Source organism: Coleofasciculus chthonoplastes PCC 7420 (assembly GCF_000155555.1).
GTDB lineage: Bacteria > Cyanobacteriota > Cyanobacteriia > Cyanobacteriales > Coleofasciculaceae > Coleofasciculus > Coleofasciculus chthonoplastes_A.
Genome location: NZ_DS989856.1, coordinates 101,222 through 119,752 on the forward strand (window position 1 = coordinate 101,222; position 18,531 = coordinate 119,752).

Annotated in this window: 9 protein-coding genes and 1 pseudogene; 6 read left to right on the forward strand and 4 right to left on the reverse strand. The window is 45.8% G+C overall.

Translation table 11 applies throughout. The features are described 5' to 3' along the window. Positions 1 to 135: 135 nt before the first annotated feature. Complete coding sequence (locus MC7420_RS35535) at positions 136 to 5,934, reverse strand: VCBS domain-containing protein (RefSeq protein ID WP_006103065.1); 5,799 nt, start codon at positions 5,932 to 5,934, stop codon at positions 136 to 138. A gap of 825 nt (positions 5,935 to 6,759) precedes the next feature. Here MC7420_RS35535 and coaE point away from each other — a divergent pair. Further along, positions 6,760 to 7,356: a dephospho-CoA kinase gene (coaE, locus tag MC7420_RS21505; RefSeq protein WP_044208787.1), complete on the forward strand. Its 597-nt coding sequence runs from the start codon at positions 6,760 to 6,762 to the stop codon at positions 7,354 to 7,356. 60 nt (positions 7,357 to 7,416) lie between these two features. On the opposite strand, the gene MC7420_RS21510 is transcribed toward coaE, so the two are convergent. The 3 genes from MC7420_RS21510 to def form a co-directional block, all read right to left on the reverse strand. Continuing rightward, positions 7,417 to 8,199, reverse strand: a complete 783-nt coding sequence (locus MC7420_RS21510; RefSeq protein ID WP_006103000.1) for a helix-turn-helix domain-containing protein — start codon at positions 8,197 to 8,199, stop codon at positions 7,417 to 7,419. Between the two features lie 127 nt (positions 8,200 to 8,326). Beyond that, a complete protein-coding gene (locus MC7420_RS21515) occupies positions 8,327 to 9,721 on the reverse strand; it encodes a TldD/PmbA family protein (protein ID WP_006103052.1) in 1,395 nt (464 codons plus the stop codon). Between the two features lie 60 nt (positions 9,722 to 9,781). Further along, positions 9,782 to 10,315, reverse strand: coding sequence for a peptide deformylase (gene def, locus MC7420_RS21520; RefSeq protein ID WP_006102911.1), 534 nt, complete (start codon positions 10,313 to 10,315; stop codon positions 9,782 to 9,784). A 78-nt stretch (positions 10,316 to 10,393) separates the two neighbouring features. On the opposite strand from def, the gene MC7420_RS21525 reads away from it, so the two are divergent. The 5 genes and pseudogenes from MC7420_RS21525 to MC7420_RS21545 all read left to right on the forward strand — a co-directional run bounded on the left by MC7420_RS21525 (position 10,394) and on the right by MC7420_RS21545 (position 18,287). Further along, complete coding sequence (locus tag MC7420_RS21525; protein WP_006102912.1) at positions 10,394 to 10,996, forward strand: IS607 family transposase; 603 nt, start codon at positions 10,394 to 10,396, stop codon at positions 10,994 to 10,996. After that, positions 10,993 to 12,553 (forward strand): annotated as a pseudogene (locus MC7420_RS21530) (hypothetical protein). The gene MC7420_RS21525 and the pseudogene MC7420_RS21530 overlap by 4 nt, the downstream one beginning before the upstream one ends. A 220-nt stretch (positions 12,554 to 12,773) precedes the next feature. Continuing rightward, on the forward strand, positions 12,774 to 14,153 hold the full coding sequence (gene dnaA, locus MC7420_RS21535; protein WP_044208792.1) for a chromosomal replication initiator protein DnaA: 1,380 nt from the start codon (positions 12,774 to 12,776) through the stop codon (positions 14,151 to 14,153). Between the two features lie 241 nt (positions 14,154 to 14,394). Further along, on the forward strand, positions 14,395 to 15,597 hold the full coding sequence (gene dnaN / locus MC7420_RS21540; protein WP_006103022.1) for a DNA polymerase III subunit beta: 1,203 nt from the start codon (positions 14,395 to 14,397) through the stop codon (positions 15,595 to 15,597). An 854-nt stretch (positions 15,598 to 16,451) separates the two neighbouring features. Then, positions 16,452 to 18,287, forward strand: a complete 1,836-nt coding sequence (locus MC7420_RS21545; RefSeq protein WP_052307529.1) for a CHASE2 domain-containing protein — start codon at positions 16,452 to 16,454, stop codon at positions 18,285 to 18,287. Positions 18,288 to 18,531: the final 244 nt, after the last annotated feature.

Genomic DNA, 18,531 nt, shown 5'->3' on the forward strand with positions numbered 1-18,531 from the left:
GCCCTACGTTTGTAGTGAGAACTTTATCTCGCGCCCCCTAGCTGGAGAGGGCTGAGGTTCCCTCACTACGAAGCAACTCTATTCCACAATTTTAGCTGTGTCAGTCCAGTCGGATTCACTTTTGTGAAATAACCACTACACTGCGATGAAATTCGCGGATGTAAGTGTTGTGGTATCAAACCAACTCAAAACCCCTAGGGTTTGATTTCCTACCCAAATCTCTTCCCCAGAGAACGTCAATTGATCAAACTCTAACCCTCCCGTCAATCCAATTTTATCCCCTTGACCGATATTAAAATCGGTAATCATATCGAGACTTCCATCTAGCGCCAACACAAATATATCAGCACCGAAACCACCGTTGAGAATATCATCGCCTAAACCGCCATTGAGGATATCCTCGCCAAAGGAACCGTCGATTTGATCCCAACCCCCTAAGCCGTTGATGCGATCATTTCCGGCGCTACCAATTAAGAAGTCATCGTTATCTGTACCGTCGATATTTTTCCCGACAGCCACGGTGACGGTAGCGGTATTGGTGAGACTACCATCACTGAGAGTATAGGTAAAGCTACCATTGCCACTAAATCCATCACTGGGGGTGAAGATGATCAAGTCATCTGTTGTATCGTCTGGGGTATTATTATTATCAAATACTGCTGTACCATTGGTTTCATTACTAACCCCAGTAATTTTCAGAGAGGATTTTGCACTGTCGATATCCCGATCATTGTTCAGTAGGGTACTGGTTTGAATAGTAACGGCGGTATCTTGGGCGGTGGTAGTGCGATCGCGTCCCCCGATTGGGTTATCATTGACTCCTGTTAGGGTAATTGTAATATCAGCAGTGACACCATCTAAGGCGCTAACGGTAAAGGTTTCAGTTTGGGTTTCCGCTTCACCGAGATATTGCACCGCACTATTATCTACACTGTAGGTGAAGCTGCCGGTATCGGTAATGGTTAAATTGCCTAAATTCCCCGGTGCTGAAACTACCGTGGTACTGAATTTATCTTCGCCAGTGTCGGTATCTGTTACGGTTAGGGAACCGGTTGCGGTTAAGGTGGGGGTGCTACTATCTTCAATAACCGAGGCTTCGGCAATACCCGTAATTACCGCCGCATTATTCACCCCAGTCACGGTAATCGTGGCGGTGGCGCTACTGGTTTCTCCTTGCTCGTCGCTGATAGTATAGGTGAAGCTATCGGTGGCAGTTTGATTGACACCCAGGTAAGCAAATTGACCATTGGGATTATAGGTATAACTGCCATCACTATTTAAGGTTAATAATGCGCCACTGGTTAGGGTAATCTCGTTGCCGATATCCGTCTGATTACCATTAATATCTACAACTGTCAAGCTAGCGGTAGCATCGGCATCACTATCGTTGGTTAAAACATTATCGGTGAGGGCAGTATTTTCATCGGTGGTGGGATTGTCATCAACTGCAGTGGGTGTATCGTTGACGCCAGTAATCGTAATCGTGATATCTTCCGAGGCGGTGCCATCTAGGGAGGTTACGGTAAAGGTTTCGGTTTGGGTTTCCGCTGCACCCAGATATTGTACGGCGCTATTATCCACAGTGTAGGTGAAGCTGCCCGTATCGGTAATAGTTAAATTGCCGAGATTTCCGGGTGCTGCGGTGACTGTAGGATTGAATTTGTCTTCATCGCTATCGGTATCGGTGACAGTTAGGGAACCGGTGGCGGTTAAGGTGGGAGTATCGCTATCTTCGCTAACAGCGGCTGCGGCGACACCTGTAATTGTGGCAGGATTGTTAATTCCGGTAACTTCAATCGTGGCTATGGCATTGCTGGTTCCCCCATTCCCGTCACTAATCGTATAGGCAAAGCCGTCTATCTCAGTTTGATTGGCACCGAGGAATTCAAATTGATTGTTGGGATTGTAGGTGAAGGTGCCATCGGTGTTGAGGGTGAGTAATGCACCGGAAAACAGTGTCACGGGTTTGCCGACTGCCCTGGGTGTACCATTAAGTTTGGCGATGGTGAGGATATCGCTATTGTCGATATCGGTATCATTGGTGAGTACATTCCCGGTGATAGCGGTGTCTTCGTCGGTGGTGGGAGTCTCATCGGTGGCGGTGGGATTATCGTTAGCGCCGGTAATCGTAATTGTGATGTCTTCCGAGGCGGTGCCATCCAGGGAAGTAACGGTAAAGGTTTCGGTTTGGCTGTCTGTGGCACCCAGATATTGGATGGCGCTATTGTCCACAGTATAGTTGAAGGTTCCCGTATCCGTTAGGGTGAGACTGCCCAGATTACCGGGTGCAGACGTTACTGTGGTGTTGAATAAGTTTTCTCCCGTATCGATATCATCCACAGTCAGGGAACCACTGGTGGTAAGTATGGAGTTGCTGCTATCTTCGTTTATGGATGCCGTGGTGATGCCGGTGATGGTGGCGGGATTGTTGACGCCGGTATTGATGCCAGTAATCGTGACAATGATATCTTGAGAAGCTGTACCGTCGAGGGAGGTAACGGTGAAGGTTTCGGTTTTGGTTTGTTGGGTGCCGAGATAGGCAATGTCACTATTATCTACTGTATAAGTGAAGGTGCCGGTATCGGTGAGGGTTAAGTTTCCCAGATTCCCGGTTTGGGAAATGACAGTGGTGTTAAATTTAGTCTCTCCGGTATCGCTATCGGTGATGGAGAGGGAACCGGTGGCGGTGAGGGTTGATAAGGTTTCACTTTCGGTGAGAGAGGCGGTGTTGGTTCCGGTAATGGTGGCGGTATCGTTAATTCCGTTAATTGTCACCACAATGGTTTGGCTGGCGCTACCATCAATGGATTCAACGGTGAAGCTATCCAGTTGGGTTTGCCCTGCACCGAGATATTGTACGCTGCTATTAGCGACGGTGTAGGTAAAGCTGCCCGTTTCCGTAATAGTTAAGTTGCCGAGATTCCCGACTGTGGGCGTGACAGTGGTGTTAAACTTGTCTTCACCGTTATCCGGATCAGTAATCGTTAAAGCACCCGTGGCGGTGAGATTGGGACTATTGGTATCTTCGGTAACTGAGACGGTAGGATTGCCAGTGATAGTGGCTGTATCCCTAGGACTACCGATTAATTGGTAAAGTTCTAGGGTGCCGTTTGATCCGATGTTGCTATGACCAAATAAAACATAACTTTGTCCCGATTGGCTACCCTTGGTGTCATTGATGTCAGCATGGGGGGCGCCAATGACTAAATCATCGATACCATCGGCGTTAATATCTCCGGCACCACTGACAGAAAAGCCGGATTGATCATCGGTGGCGATACCGTTAATTTTAAATCCGTTTGTACCATCGAGGCTGGAGAGTTCAAGCGTTGCACTGAAACTGCTGGTTTTGCCAAAGACGACATAGCTTTGTCCGGAATCGCTTCCCTGGGAATTGATATTGGGGGCGCCAATAATTAAATCATCGACACCGTCTCCATTAACATCCCCTGCACTATTGACGGAAAAGCCAGAGCCATCATCGGCGGCGATACCATTAATTTGAAATCCGTTACTACCATTCAGGCTGGAGAGGTTGAAGTTGTCACTAAAACCGCTAGTTTTGCCGAAGACTACATAGCTTTGTCCGGATTTGCTACCGTTGGGATCAGCATTGGGGGCGCCAATAACTACATCATCAATCCCATCTCCGTTGATATCCCCGGCGTGGTTGACAGACCAACCTGAATTATCACTGTTGGCGATACCACTAATTTTAAAGCCATTGCTACCATCGAGGCTAGAGACATTAAGGTTAGAACCAAAGCCACTCAAGCTACTGTTCTTGCCGAATACGACATAGCTTGCCCCTGCCCCTAAAAGGGAGCCGATAATTACGTCATCAAAACCATCGTTATTAATATCCCCAGCGCGGCTGACAGAGTAGCCGGAATTACTAGGGCCTATAATTGTAAAACCATTGCTGCCATTGAGGGTAGAGAGGTTGAGATCGGCACTAAAAAAGCTACTTTTACCAAATACCACATAGCTTCTGCTAGCACCCGGTGCCCCAATAATTAAATCATCAATGCCATCACCATTCACATCCCCAGCAGCACTGACGGAAAAGCCAGATCGATAATTGCTGCTAACACCATTAATTTTAAACCCATTGTTGCCGTTAAGTGTGGAGAGGTCAAAGTTAGGGACTAAGACACTACTTCTGACAAACACCACATAACTCGTGCTGGCATTGGGGGCACCAATAATTAGATCATTAATCCCATCCCCGTTAATATCTCCGGCGTTGCTGATCGAGATACCTGCTTTGTGATTCGCCGCAATCCCATTAATTTTAAACCCATTACTACCATCCAGGGTAGAGAGGTCAAAACTGGAACCAAAATCGCTAGTCTTGCCATATAGCACATAAATCTGCCCGGAATTACTGGCATTGGAATCAGCACCAGGGGCGCTAATAATCAAATCATCAATCCCGTCGCCATTGATATCCCCAAAACGGTTAACCGCATGACCTAAATTATCCCCAGAGGCAATCCCATTAATCTTAAATCCCAAAACCGGATTACTGATATTATCCGGTTCCAAAGTCGGGGCGGGATTGCCATAAATGACATAACTTTCCCCCGCATTGCTGCCAATAATTACATCATCAATGCCATCCCCATTCACATCCCCGGCACTATTCACCAAATTGCCGGATTGATCATTGGCGGCAATTCCGTTAATTTTAAACCCATTGCTGCCATTCAGACTAAACAGGTCAAAACTAGACCCAAAGCCACTACTGGTGCCATAAACCACATAGCTTTGTCCTGAATTATTACTATTCGGATCAGCCCCAGTGGCACCAATAATTAAATCATCAATCCCGTCTTGATTAATATCCCCTGCACCGCTAACGGCATGACCGGAAAAATCACCGGTGATAATCCCATTCAGTTTAAATCCATTAACGCCATCCAGACTAGAAAGATTAAAGCTAGGACTAAATGCGCCAGTTTTCCCAAAGATGACATAACTTTGCCCCGAACCACTGCGATTCGGATCAGCCCCAGGGGCACCAACAATTAAATCATCAACTCCATCTCCATTTATATCCCCAATACCACTAACAGAAGTGCCCGCGCGATCGCCTGCTTCAATGCCATTAATCGTAAACCCGTTACTGCCATTGAGACTGGAGAGTTCTAGACTGGCACTAAACCGGCTGTTCCTGCCAAAAATCACGTAGGCTTGCCCAGAATCGCTACCCTTGGGGTCAGCATTAGGAGCGCCGATAATCAAATCATCGATACCATCGCCGTTAATGTCTCCCGCCAAACTAATCGATGTCCCGGCTTGATCAGCAGCGTTGATTCCTTTAATTTTAAAGCCATTCGTGCCATCTAACGCGGAACTATCTAAGCTGGAGTTAAACCCACCATTCTTGCCAAAGATCACGTAAACTTCCCCAGAACTACTCCCATCAAAGGGAGCATCCCTGGCACCAATCATGAAGTCTTCAATGCCATCGCCGTTAATATCACCCGCCGCCTGCACAAAGGTTGAACCAGAAATGTTATTAACCGTAAATCCATTGTTTCCGTCAAGGCTGGAGACATTAAAGCTAGAAGTAAAGCCGGTGGTTTTGCCAAACAGGACAAAACTCTGTTCAACACCGCCAATGACTAGATCATCAATCCCATCGGCATTGATATCCCCAGCTTGGCTAACGGTGGTGATTCCTCGGATACCGTCAATCAGAAAACCATTAGTACCATCCAGACTGGAGACATTGCGGGTGAGATTACGATTGCTGCTGTCGCCAAATAAGATGTAGCTTTTGCCTAAATCGCCGATAATGATGTCATCAATTCCGTCGCCATTGATATCGCCGGCGCTGTTAACGGATTTGGCGTTACTGGAAATTCCGTCAATTTTAAAGCCGTTAGTGCCGTCGAGACTGGAGAGGTTGAACCAGAAATTAGCCATCGTATTATCCAGCGTTTGTTTATATTAGGATTTATTTCTGACTATCTGCTGAGTCGGTTGAGTTTAACCGATTTAAATTCGTTTAGTTATCAAATGTTATTCTATCAAGCTATTTTCAAAGCTAGACCTGAGCCATTATCAATTTTTACCTGTCCTAATCATAGATAATCTTTATTGTAAGTGAAAAATAAAAGTATCCGTTATGTTAATGTCGTGGTACGATCCAGCTAAAATTGTGGAATAGATTTTGCCGATTTTCTGGGCGCACGTCGATTTTCTGGGCGCACGTCGGTCATCCGTGTCAACTTAAGATGAATGGTACTGATTTAAGGCTGGCGTTGCACAGCCCACCCTACTTAGGGCTTGCTGCACAAGTCGAAAAACATTATATTTAAAGGACTATCAGGAGTTTTCCGGCTGAGGGAGTGCAAGAAAATAAGATAGGATTTGTGAAAAACCTAGCATCATAGCGAGCGAGACGCAAAGCCTGCGGCATGGCTTCGCTTAACGCACTACCGTTTTGTTCTTTCCTCTTGAACTCCTGAACTCCTGAACTCCTTTCCTCCTACTCCTTACTCAAATACTCCCAACAGCAGACCCTACTTATTAAGTAAGGGTTTCTGGCTTAAGTTGTTCGGCATTTAAACCTTAATGTCAATAATGGCTCTCATCCTTGTAGTGCGAGCATCTTGCTCGCTACCCATTGCATCTTGCTCGCTACCCATTCCCAATTTAAATGCATGATAGCTTAAGTTGATACATATTAAGTTATGTGAATAGACCTTAAACCCTTACAAATGACAAATGACAAATGACAAATGACAAATGACAAACTTGAAACGGATTATTGGCTTAACTGGAGGGATTGGCACTGGTAAAACGACAGTTTCTAATTATCTTGCCGATACCTATCAGCTTCCGATTTTAGATGCAGATATCTACGCCAGAGACGCCGTGCAGCCTGGTTCCCCGGTTTTGAACCGGATTATTACCCGCTACGGTTCTGATGTACAATTAGCCGATCGCACACTCAACCGCAAACGCCTAGGAGAGATCGTTTTCCCGAACCCAAAGGAACGCCAGTGGTTAGAACAACAGATCCATCCCTACGTGCGCGATCGCATTGAGTCTCAACTCAATATCCTAGAGTCTCCCACGGTGGTTTTAGTGATACCCTTATTGTTTGAAGCCAATATGACAGACTTAGTGACCGAAATCTGGGTTGTCAGTTGTCCCCAAGAACAGCAAATCCAGCGAATTCAAGAACGCGATCGCCTATCCCTTGAACAAGCTCAATCCCGTCTCAACAGTCAGCTTCCCCTCGCCGAAAAAGTGGTGCGTGCTGATGTGGTTTTAGATAATTCCTCCACTCGCGACTCTTTGCTTCAACAAGTTGATCGGGCTTTGGTTAGAACGAAATGAACGGCAAATAAAATAGTGGTTTCATCCCCCGGTTGAAACGCAGGGGAGCCTGCACCTTCGCTATTCTGTAAAGGTTACATCTTTTACTTCACCCATCTCTCCCAAGGGTTTCGCGGTTTTTTGATTCAACGATACCCATACCGCCCCCGCATTTCCGGAGCGGATTGTTAATTCATTTTTAGCGTTCCAAGTTTTGGGAGAATCGTCCTCAGTTAAAATTCCCTCAAACTCAGTTTTACCATCAACGCTAACCCGCACCCAGGATTCCCCTTTCATTTCTACAGTAATTTGAACCGGGAAATTGGGATCAGAGACAGTCGGCGCAGGCGTTGAGGTGACAGTGGGTTCGTTTGGATTAAGCTGTTGCTCAATTGTCGGAGACTCTTGAGCAGGTATAGAAGGTTGGGGTTTGAGAACTTGGGTGAGCAGATACACCAATCCACCGATCGCGACGATTCCACCAATGCCAATGCATAGCAGAAAAGGTTGACGGTAGAGCCGATCAGATTGACGCGATCGCGAAATCGGGGTGGGTTCAGAATGTTTAGCTTGAGAGTCAGGAGAATCAGAGGGTTGCGATACCACCTCGGTGGCAAAGCTTTGGAGTAACCTTGTGCTGTCTAAATTCAGTGTTTCGGCATACCGCCGAATAAACCCTTGAACAAAGACAGGTTCAGGTAAATCCTCACACCGTCCAGCCTCTAGCGCTTTCAACGAGCGTAAGGAGATAAAGGTTTTGAGAGCAATTTCCTCAATCGATTTCTCCTGCTCTTCTCTACAGTGTTGTAAATAGGTTCCGATGTTTTTAAGTTGCTCTTCTTGAGCTGTAGTTAAATGGTTCACCTGATCCGCCTATCAAGGATTACACATTTATCGCCAATAGCGCCCCTAGTATATCACCTGTCCGTTGTCCGTTGTCTATTGATAAGGACAAAAAACAACGGACAAAAGGCAAGTGACTGAAACAACGCTACTGACTACCTCCCACGACAACATTGCGAATTCGTAAAGAAGGACCGCCACACCCTACAGGTAAGCCACTTTGTCCGCCTTTTCCACAACCGCCTGACTCATCCCAGTAGAAGTCATTACCGATCGCTTCGATGTCGCCTAAGGTTTTAAACACATTACCCGATAGAGTAACATCCCGCACCGGTTCGGCAATCTGTCCCTCGCGAATCATCCAAGCTTCACCCGCGCTAAAGGTGAACATCTCCCCATTCGTCATCCCCCCTAACCAGTTGCGGGCATAAACCCCTTCGCGAATCCCTCGGACTAAATCCTTAACTGGGGTTTTGCCCGGTTCAATCCAAGTATTGGTCATGCGGACAATAGGTGGATAGTGGTAGTTTAAACAACGGGCGTTGCCGCTGGGAGCTTCGCCTAACTTACCTGCCGTTTCACGAGAATGCAGACGCCCCACTAAAATGCCATCCTTAATCAGTTGAGTCGTTGTTGCCGGTGTTCCTTCATCATCGTAGCAATAGCTACCGCGATGTCCCTCTGGGGCAGCACCGTCGAAGATTTGCAAATCTGGTGGACCAAAGCGACGCCCTTTGCTCATCACCTCCAACAGATCGGGGTTTTCATACGCCATATCCGCTTCAGAAAGATGTCCAAAGGCTTCATGAACAAATAAACCGGAGAGAATCGGATCAATAACCACCGTGTAAACTCCTCCCCGAACGGGTGACAAAGACAAAGCATTAACCGCCCGTTGCGCCGCACCCTGTACTTGCATATCCAGATCAGTGAGATCTTCGTAACCATTGCGAGATCCGGTGGTTTCTCGTCCCGTCTGCACAATCTCATCCTTACGGGCGGTAGCCGAGAAACGCATTTCTAGATCTGCCCAAGATTGCTCAATCAGCGTGCCTTCGGATGTCGCAATAATGATCCGTTGATGGCTATCGCCGTAGCGGACAGAGGTTGTTGTAATCCGGGGATCAAAACGTTTGAGCAATTGGTTGTAGCGATCGCACAGCGCTTTCTTCTCGGTTAGAGGAATCATCCGGGGATCAGTCCCAGTTAGGGGGAGTTGGCAAGTATCTTGCACGATCGAAATCGGGGCAAGTAGGGTTTCTCCATCCCCGACAATTCGGGCGGCGCTGATTGCTTCTTCCAGTCGCTCCTTCAGGCTAGAGAGTTGATTGAAACTGGCAAAGCCCCAACCGCCCTTATAACAGGCTCGCACCTGTCCACCAATAGCAAGCCCCTCACTCAAGGTTTCTACCTTATTGCCCCGCACGATAATGCTGGTTCCTTCAGATTCTTCTAAGCGAATCGCTAAGTAATCCACGCGAGAGCGATAGCGAGCGATCAGATCTGCAATTAAATTTTGAGTATCCGCGAGTACAGTAGGCATGGTCTAGGGAACAAGCACGATAGAACTGCTTCTATTTTGCAACGACTCAAGCCTTGACTGCTAGCTTTGTTCCCCAATCCGCCGTTGATATTCTGTCTCTGTGATTAAATCTTGGCTACTCTCCACCCGGTCTACAAACACAATACCATTGAGATGATCATATTCATGCTGAACGATTCTGGCGACAAAATCGGTTAACTGTTGTCGCTGCGGCTTACCCTCTTGATTGGTGTACTCTACCTCAATCGCCTGATACCTCGGCACTAACCCGCGAATACCGGGAATACTTAAACAACCTTCCCAGCCTTTGACCACCTGATCTGAGTGAGCCACAATCTGTGGATTGATCATCGCTGTCGGTTCCATCGTCGGCGCATTCGGATACCGGGGATTGGGACGAGACGCTACGATAAACAAGCGGCAGGATTGAGAAATTTGGGGAGCAGCGATCCCCACACCATTAGCGGCTACAGCCTTTGCCTTGAGAGCCTCAATCAGCTTTTGTATCGATTCATCTTGAACATTATCGATGGGTTGAGCTAGCTGGCGCAAGATAGGATTACCTAACTGAGCGATTTCTAGGGATTTGGTCATAATGGGGTTAACTAACAGTCCGTAAATATCTAGACAATTAGTGACATAACTGGAAATTTTCTATGATATAATTAGGCAATGTCTAGTTTAACCCCCCAAGAAGCAGCTACTCTACTAGGTGTGACGGTCAAAACGTTGCACCGATGGGAACTCAACGGCAAAATACGAGCTTCTCGGACGGCTGGCGGTCATCGTCGATACGATATTGTTGACTTAATTGGCAATAAATCGGGTAATGAATTAACCGTTGGTTATGCCAGAGTATCTAGTCACGACCAAAAAGACTATTTAAATAGACAAGTTTTAGTTTTAGAAAGCTATTGTGCCAAACAGGGATGGGAATTTGAGATTATTCAAGATCTCGGTAGTGGCATGAACTACAAAAAGAAAGGACTGATTAGATTAATCAAGTTAATTACCAGTTACCAAGTAGAAAGGCTGGTCTTAACGCATAAGGATAGACTCCTGAGATTTGGTTCGGATTTGATTTTCACATTATGTGAGAGTTTTGGCACCGAGGTAATAATTCTCAACCGTTCTGATGATAGTACATTCGAGGAAGACTTGGCAGCAGATGTACTAGAAATTATCACAGTATTTTCCGCTCGTCTATATGGAAGTCGAAGCCATAAGAACAAAAAAATAGTGGATGAACTGAGGGAGGTAGCTAAAAAGCTATGACCACGATAACTTATTGCAAAGGTTTGCCAACTCCCGCCGATGAACTTAACCCCATCGGTTTCACCGACTTGGAGATGTTTTTAACTTCATTGTCCGATATATTTTATCAAGCAACAGTTGAAACAGTTAACCATTTATTAAATAAAGAAATAAAATTTAATCAAGCCACTTGGAATAGTCTTATGCAAGAGAAATACGGAATCAGTAAGCGTTATGCTAATGGAGTAATTTCATTAGCTAAAGGAAAAACTGCCTCAGCTACATATTGTAGAAAAAGACAGATAAAGCAATTAAAATCACGAGTTCAGTCAGGGAAAGATTGGGTAGCCAGAGCCACTAATAAAATTAACTTGGCTCGGAAGTTCTATAGAAAAAAGAACTGGCAATCCTCCAAAAATGGCTGCAATTTCCCCTTATCATCAAACCTCAAGACGAGAAAAACTAACTGGCATCATTTGCGTCAAGGTTTGCATCAGAAAAAGCGATATATCCACCGACTTCAAAATCAAATTAAACATCTATTGAGGGCAAAAATTAGAGTGAAGGTATCCAGAGGGTCAGTCTTTATTGTTGGCTCCAAGGATGAAAGTTATGGGAATCAAACTTGTCAATGGTCTGGAGATACTATAAAGTTGACGCTTCGACTTCGCTCAGCGTCAACACCGAGCGAAGCCGAGGTGTTGAGAGTCCCGGATTGTCTAGAAGCAAAATTTGGGAAATATGTCACATCAAAAATTGGCAGCTTCTCCCGTCAGATTAATAGATTACCCAATAGTGGTGCGAAAACATGGCACTTCTATAGAAAGGAGAATCGATGGGTGGTTGCTGTTCAATTCACGCCCGCCGCGGTGGAGAAAGTTAGCCGAGCAATTAAGTATGGTGCCTTGGGTATCGATCTAAATCCTAGTTCTATCGGTTGGGCTTATGTTGATGGTCAAGGAAATTTAAAAGCTCAGGGAACTATTCCTTTTCAGTCAGGTTTACCCACAGGTAAACAAGATGCTCAAATTGTAGATGTTTGTTTAAAGTTGGCAGCTTTAGCCAGGAGCTTTTCTTGCCCTATTCTGTGCGAAAGCTTAGATTTTTCGACAAAAAAAGCTCAACTACGAGAGCGTGGAAAAAAATATGCTCGAATGCTTTCTGCCTGGGCATACAGTCGTTTTTATCAAATTTTGTCATCGATTTTATCCAACCGAGGAATAGCTATAAAGTTATGCAATCCAGCTTACACGAGTTTGATAGGCTGTGTTAAATATAGTCGGATGTATGGACTATCATCTGATGTGGCGGCAGCCCTAGCAATTGCCAGAAGAGGCATGAACTGTAGAGACGCGCCATGGCGCGTCTGTACGGAGATTGCCGCGCTCTGTGTCCGCCTATCTCGGAGTGAATCCGAGAAAGCACGTATGGAGCGCTCTATATCAATTTAATAATTTTATTGGTCGATGCCCTGTAGTCAATCGTAGACACGATTACTATAGTGTCTCTAACTGGGAGCCGTTGGTTAAGGCTGATATCGAGCAACAATGCCGGGTATCAGCCAAGCGTAAGCGTTAATGGTCATCGACCAAAAGTTACACCGTGGACTTATACCAAGACAGAATTACTTATGGGTAGGTTTGTCTAGGTTTTTAGAAGCGGTGAAATTAAACTGGACAGTTGCTATTTATTCAATGCTAAATCGCTATAGATATAAATGTGCGCCGGAATATCTTGCCAATAGCTCGAATGAGGAGAACAGAAAACGATTACCGACAGTAGAGGAATACCCGTGGAAATGTCCCCCGAACAGCTCTGGATACAGGTATTGGAGCGTTTACAATTCCAACTCAGCCGACCCACGTTTGAAACCTGGCTCAAGGGAACAACCGCTCAGCAGCTCGACCAGAATTGCTTAGTGGTTTGTACCCCCAATCCCTTTGCCAGAAATTGGTTGCAAAAGTATTACATCAAAACAATCACTGATGTGGTGCAGGAAATCCTGGGACAATCGGTGGACATTTACCTTACCGTGATCACTGACAACGACAACACCACAATCAGCGATACAGGTATTTCCTGGTCGGTTCCGGTTGCGGCTAACCCCGATACCGAACGTCCCTCTCATCAACTCCCTAAACCCACAGAGTTAAATCAGAAGTACGTGTTTTCTCGCTTCGTGGTTGGTTCAAATAATCGCATGGCTCATGCGGCGGCTTTGGCTGTAGCCGAATCACCGGGGCGGGAGTTTAATCCCCTGTTTTTGTGTGGGGGCGTTGGTTTGGGGAAAACTCACTTAATGCAAGCGATCGCGCATTTCCGGTGGGAAAACTCTCCCAATTCTAAGATATTTTATGTGTCTACTGAACATTTTACCAATGATCTGATTGCTGCCATCCGCAAAGATAGTATGCAAAGTTTTCGAGAACACTATCGAGCGGCTGAGGTGCTGTTGATTGATGATATTCAGTTTATCGAAGGAAAAGAATATACTCAGGAAGAATTTTTTCATACGTTCAATACCTTACACGAAGCCGGAAAACAAATCGTCTTGGCATCCGATCGCCCGCCGCATCAGATTAGCCGCTTGCAGGAACGGCTATGTTCTCGCTTTTCGATGGGGTTAATCGCCGATATTCAGCCGCCTGACTTGGAAACCCGGATGGCAATTTTGCAAAAAAAGGCAGAGTATGAAAACATCCGGTTGCCGCGATCGGTGGTCGAGTATATTGCCACTCAATATAAATCGAATATTCGCGAACTCGAGGGGGCATTAATCCGCGTCGTCGCTTACATCTCGATTTCGGGAGTACCGATGAGTGTCGAGAACATTGCACCAATTTTGAATCCGCGAACCCCAACTGTACAAGCTGCACCGGAGATCATTGTGACAACCGTCGCTGATGCCTTTAATGTCTCGGTAGAAGACTTAAAAGGAAACTCACGCCGCCGAGAAATTAGTTGGTCTAGGCAAATTGCCATGTATCTGATGCGGCAGCATACTGATTTGAGCTTACCCCGAATTGGTGAAGAATTTGGCGGCAAGGATCATACCACAGTGATGTATAGCTGTGACAAGATTACTCAACTACGAGAACGCGATCCCAGCGTGGCACAGAAACTGAGTCAATTGAGCGATCGCATTAATTTGGCAAGTCAAACTCAAAGCCAAGCTTAAAGGGAACATTTTCCACAACCTTTTCCACAAGGACTCCGTTCCTAAAACACGAAGAATTCAGGAATTGGCAATCATCTGAGTCTAGTTTTTCCACAGTTTCCCCAAGGTCTGAATTCCATGCTAGAGTTGCCTCTGGATAGATGAGAGAACCACGATTGTGCCTCATGTAGAGTCCAACTCAAATCTCCCTGAGTCTCCTTGACGAGAATTCTAGCTGTGCCAAACATTGACGATTCCTTCTATGAAACTAACTTGTACCCAAAGTGAACTCAATACCAATCTTTCTCTCGTAAATCGGGCGGTTCCCTCACGTCCCACCCATCCGGTACTGGGTAATGTGTTACTCAAAGCCGATGCGGAGAATCAGCGAGTGAGTTTAACCGCCTTCGACTTGAGTCTAGGTCTGCAAACCAGTTTCAACGCCAACGTCGAAGCGGATGGTGCGATCGCGATTCCGGCTAAACTGTTCAATGATATTGTTTCCCGTTTGCCAGAGGGAGACATTACTCTCGAAGACTCCCTCTCCGAAGCGGAGAGTGATGCAGACACCGAAAGCCTATCGATCACCTTAACCTCGACATCGGGACAATACAAAATGCGAGGAATGAACTCAGAGGACTTTCCCGAACTCCCCCAAATCGAAGATGGAATGGTGGTTAAACTCCCAGTTGAAGCCTTAATTGAAGGATTGCGCGGATCATTATTTGCCACCAGTGCAGATGAAACGAAACAGGTGCTGACCGGGGTGCATCTGATGGTTCAAGAAGATAGTCTGGAATTTGCCGCGACTGATGGTCACCGACTAGCGGTTGTGGAAACTCTTAACGCTAAACCAACCAGTGAGGAAAGCCAAGAGGATGAAGAGAAACCCGCCTCTGAAGATACCATATCGTCCTTTGAGCTAACCGTACCCGCTAGAACCTTAAGGGAACTTGAACGGATGTTAGGACTCTCTGAATCAAGCGATACCGTCGCCTTGCAGTTTGAGGTGGGTCAAATTATCTTCCAAGGGGGTAATCATCGCTTGACCAGTCGGACCTTAGAGGGACAATATCCCGCTTACCGCCAACTCATCCCCGGTCAGTTTCAGCGTCAGGTGGCTATTCCTCGGCGTCAATTACTGAGTGCGGTTGAACGAATTGCAGTTTTGGCTGATCAGAAGAATAATATCGTCAAGTTTGATATTGATGCCCAGGCGCAAACCATTGATCTGACCGTGGAAACTCAAGATGTTGGCAGTGCCAGAGAGTCCCTATCAGCACAAGTTACGGGTGAAAGTATCGAGATTGCCTTTAATGTGAAGTACTTAATCGACGGCTTAAAGGCATTATCTACATCAGATATTCAGTTCCAAATGAATGCGGCGAATACGCCAGTGATTCTCACTCCTCTGGGTGGTTTAAAGATGACCTACCTGATTATGCCTGTGCAAATCCGGGATTAAGGATTTTTGGTTAGGGTTCATGGTTCAAAGTTCATTGGCGCTTACCTCTGTAGTCGCCTTGGACGTTGAACGATGAGCCGAGGAGGGTAAATTGTTTCTCATTTTATTCATGAAACTAGACAGTATTAAAGACTTAGACATAACTTCTGTACGTTGCACTAACAAATGTTAAGAATCCTCAAGCTACCTGTAGGGGCACGGCATTGCCGTACCCCTACCATAAATGGCGTTTGTGCTTTAATTTTTCTCCCATAAAAAATTATTAATTGACTTGGATCAGGTCAAACAAAACATGACTTAAGTCTTATGAATTAACGTTTTCAGCTAATTTTTATTAAAATTATTTATCTTTTTGAAACCGCTGTTGATATCTGCTATTATCTATAGCGGATTTGAGCATTTAAATTGCGCTATGGAATATTGGACTCAGGCAATGGTAGAAAGTGACATCATTTTTTTGTGTAGTCTATTATACAAATGTCTAGCTGACTTAAGGGAAAAGTAAAAGATCAAGACTAAAAAATGTCCAGTACAGATTATTTGTGCAAAACTGATTGAGATACGTTAAAGTTTGCGAGCAGTAATTCCTTTAACATCAATCGGTATTCTGGGTGCAATAGACAGACCATTATAAGCCAGATAAGCGGCAATCAGGGTTCAATTTAAACATTTGCCGGACTTTTATATAAACTTTACAAAGTCTTCATTGTCCATTTACAAAGTCTTCATCATTACTTAACTTAATACTCCTGTCTCATTTTCAAATTCTTGATAACTGTAATGTAAACAGTAAGTTAAGCCAGCCAGGGTTCATAAGCGTGCTTACTTTCCCAACAGCGAATGATTCATCTGTGATGCAACCCGTAATCGATAAACAAGTTGTCGTATCTGACCATGTGGTAACCATGGTGTTCACAGACCTGGTTAATTCCACAGCGGTCAAAAAATATTTAAAGGGAAATGACATCACTACCCGCAATCGCCTCTACTTTGACACGATTCTCAAACCCCATCGCCAGCGTGTTGAAGCGAATTTAGTGGCTTACGGAGGGCGTGTAGTCAAGACCGAAGGTGACGCTTACTTTGTGGTTTTCGCCAATGCGTCTCAAGCAGCTCAGTGGGCAGTAGCACTGCAAATTAGTCACACCTGTGAACCCATTGACACCCCCTTGGGTCCCTTACAAGTCAGAATTGGCATGCACACCGGGAGTCCCTTACCCGACGGTGATGATTTTATTGGCGAGGAAGTTGACTACGCGGCTCGGGTGTCCTCACTCGCCCATGGGGGACAAATTCTGCTGTCGGAAGTGACAACAGATTTGATTCACGATGCGGGAATTACAGACTTAACCATTATTCCCCGTGGCAATCACTACTTAAAGGGCATTGGCAAAGCGCCGATTTTTGAACTGCTATACCTCAACAAACGGCAACGACAGCGTAAAAAACCCAGATCTTGGAAATCTCGGGGTCTTCAACTGTTGGCAAGTCTAACCGGTGTAGGCGTGGCAATGGGTGTTGGTTTGACAGGTGTGCTACAGCCTATGGAACTGAAGGCGTTTGACCACTTTATGCAAATCCGTCCTCAACAGGAAAGTCCTGACCCACGCCTGCTGATGATTACCATTACAGGGGGTGATGTTCAAGCTCAATCCTCTGCCCAACGGCAAGGGTTATCCTTGTCGAATGCTAAACTGGCTCAACTCCTGGAAAAATTAGCCCAATACCAACCGCGAGTCATTGGTTTAGACCTCTATCGCGATTTTCCGGTAGAACCTCAATATGGTGATTTAGCGAATCGTTTACGCCAAGACAAGCGTTTAATAACCGTCTGTAAGGTGGGAGATACCACCGATAATCCCGGAATTCCGCCTCCTCCAGATATCCATCCAGACACCTTACCCGAACGAGTTGGATTTAGTGATGTGATGTTAGATCCAGATGGCGTTGTCCGTCGTCATCTTCTGGGTTTAGCACCTCCTGAGCAATCCGAATGTCAAATCAGTAACTCTTTGAGTCTAGTTATGGCTTTGCGTTACTTAGAAGAGGAGGGCTTTACAGCCCAATTGACTTCAAATAATGACTTGCAGATTGGTCAGGTTGTTTTCCCGACCCTAAAAAATAATAGTGGAGGGTATCAGAATATCGATGCCGGGGGCTATCAAATGTTACTGAATTATCGGGCTACGAGTTCAGTAGAAACGATTGCGCGTACCTATACGTTAAAAGAGGTACTTGAGGAAAATAAATTAACGCCTGAATTGGTCAAAGACCGTATCGTGTTTATTGGTACTGTTGATAAGACCTTTCATGATTTTCATGCAACTCCGTACAATAAAAGCAACCGACCTGAGACGGCTGGGGTATTTCTGCAAGCCCAGATGACAAGTCAAATTCTCAGTGCTGTGATGAATGAGCGACCTCTTTTGGTGTGGTGGTCCGAGTGGGCTGAATATCTTTGGATTGGGGCGTGGTCTTTGGTGGCGGGTCTAGTCAGTTGGCGTTTCCGTTCCCCTCTCTTACTAGGCTTGGCAGTAGCCGGAATGCTAAGTGTTCTCTATGGCTGCTCTTATGTGATTTTTATCCAAGGAATTTGGGTGCCGATGATACCATCGGGTATTGCGATCGTTGTCACCAGCGGCATGGTTAGCGTATATTTTGCCCATCCTAGTTTAAAATACTGGATCTGAGGACGCCAGCGACTTGAGGTGTAGGCAGGGTGTGGGGCGTGGCGTTTGTGCGGGATGCCTTGATGCCACATTTTCCCTGACAAACAAAATGTAGTGTCATAAGATATAGCGCTACGCGCCAGGGAATAGGCAACACCTCTGCTTACCTCGACTTACTTCGGCTTCGCTCAGTAACACGCTCGGTAACACGCTCGGTGTGGAATATGCAATAGGCAATAGGCAATAGTAAAGACAAACGCTTACC

Bases quoted from the DNA above. Each gene is read 5' to 3' on its own strand.
- MC7420_RS35535 (WP_006103065.1), bottom strand. From the start codon at position 5,934: ATGGCTAATTTCTGGTTCAACCTCTCCAGTCTCGACGGCACTAACGGC.
- coaE (WP_044208787.1), top strand. From the start codon at position 6,760: ATGACAAACTTGAAACGGATTATTGGCTTAACTGGAGGGATTGGCACT.
- MC7420_RS21515 (WP_006103052.1), bottom strand. From the start codon at position 9,721: ATGCCTACTGTACTCGCGGATACTCAAAATTTAATTGCAGATCTGATC.
- def (WP_006102911.1), bottom strand. From the start codon at position 10,315: ATGACCAAATCCCTAGAAATCGCTCAGTTAGGTAATCCTATCTTGCGC.
- MC7420_RS21525 (WP_006102912.1), top strand. From the start codon at position 10,394: ATGTCTAGTTTAACCCCCCAAGAAGCAGCTACTCTACTAGGTGTGACG.
- dnaA (WP_044208792.1), top strand. From the start codon at position 12,774: ATGTCCCCCGAACAGCTCTGGATACAGGTATTGGAGCGTTTACAATTC.
- dnaN (WP_006103022.1), top strand. From the start codon at position 14,395: ATGAAACTAACTTGTACCCAAAGTGAACTCAATACCAATCTTTCTCTC.
- MC7420_RS21545 (WP_052307529.1), top strand. From the start codon at position 16,452: ATGCAACCCGTAATCGATAAACAAGTTGTCGTATCTGACCATGTGGTA.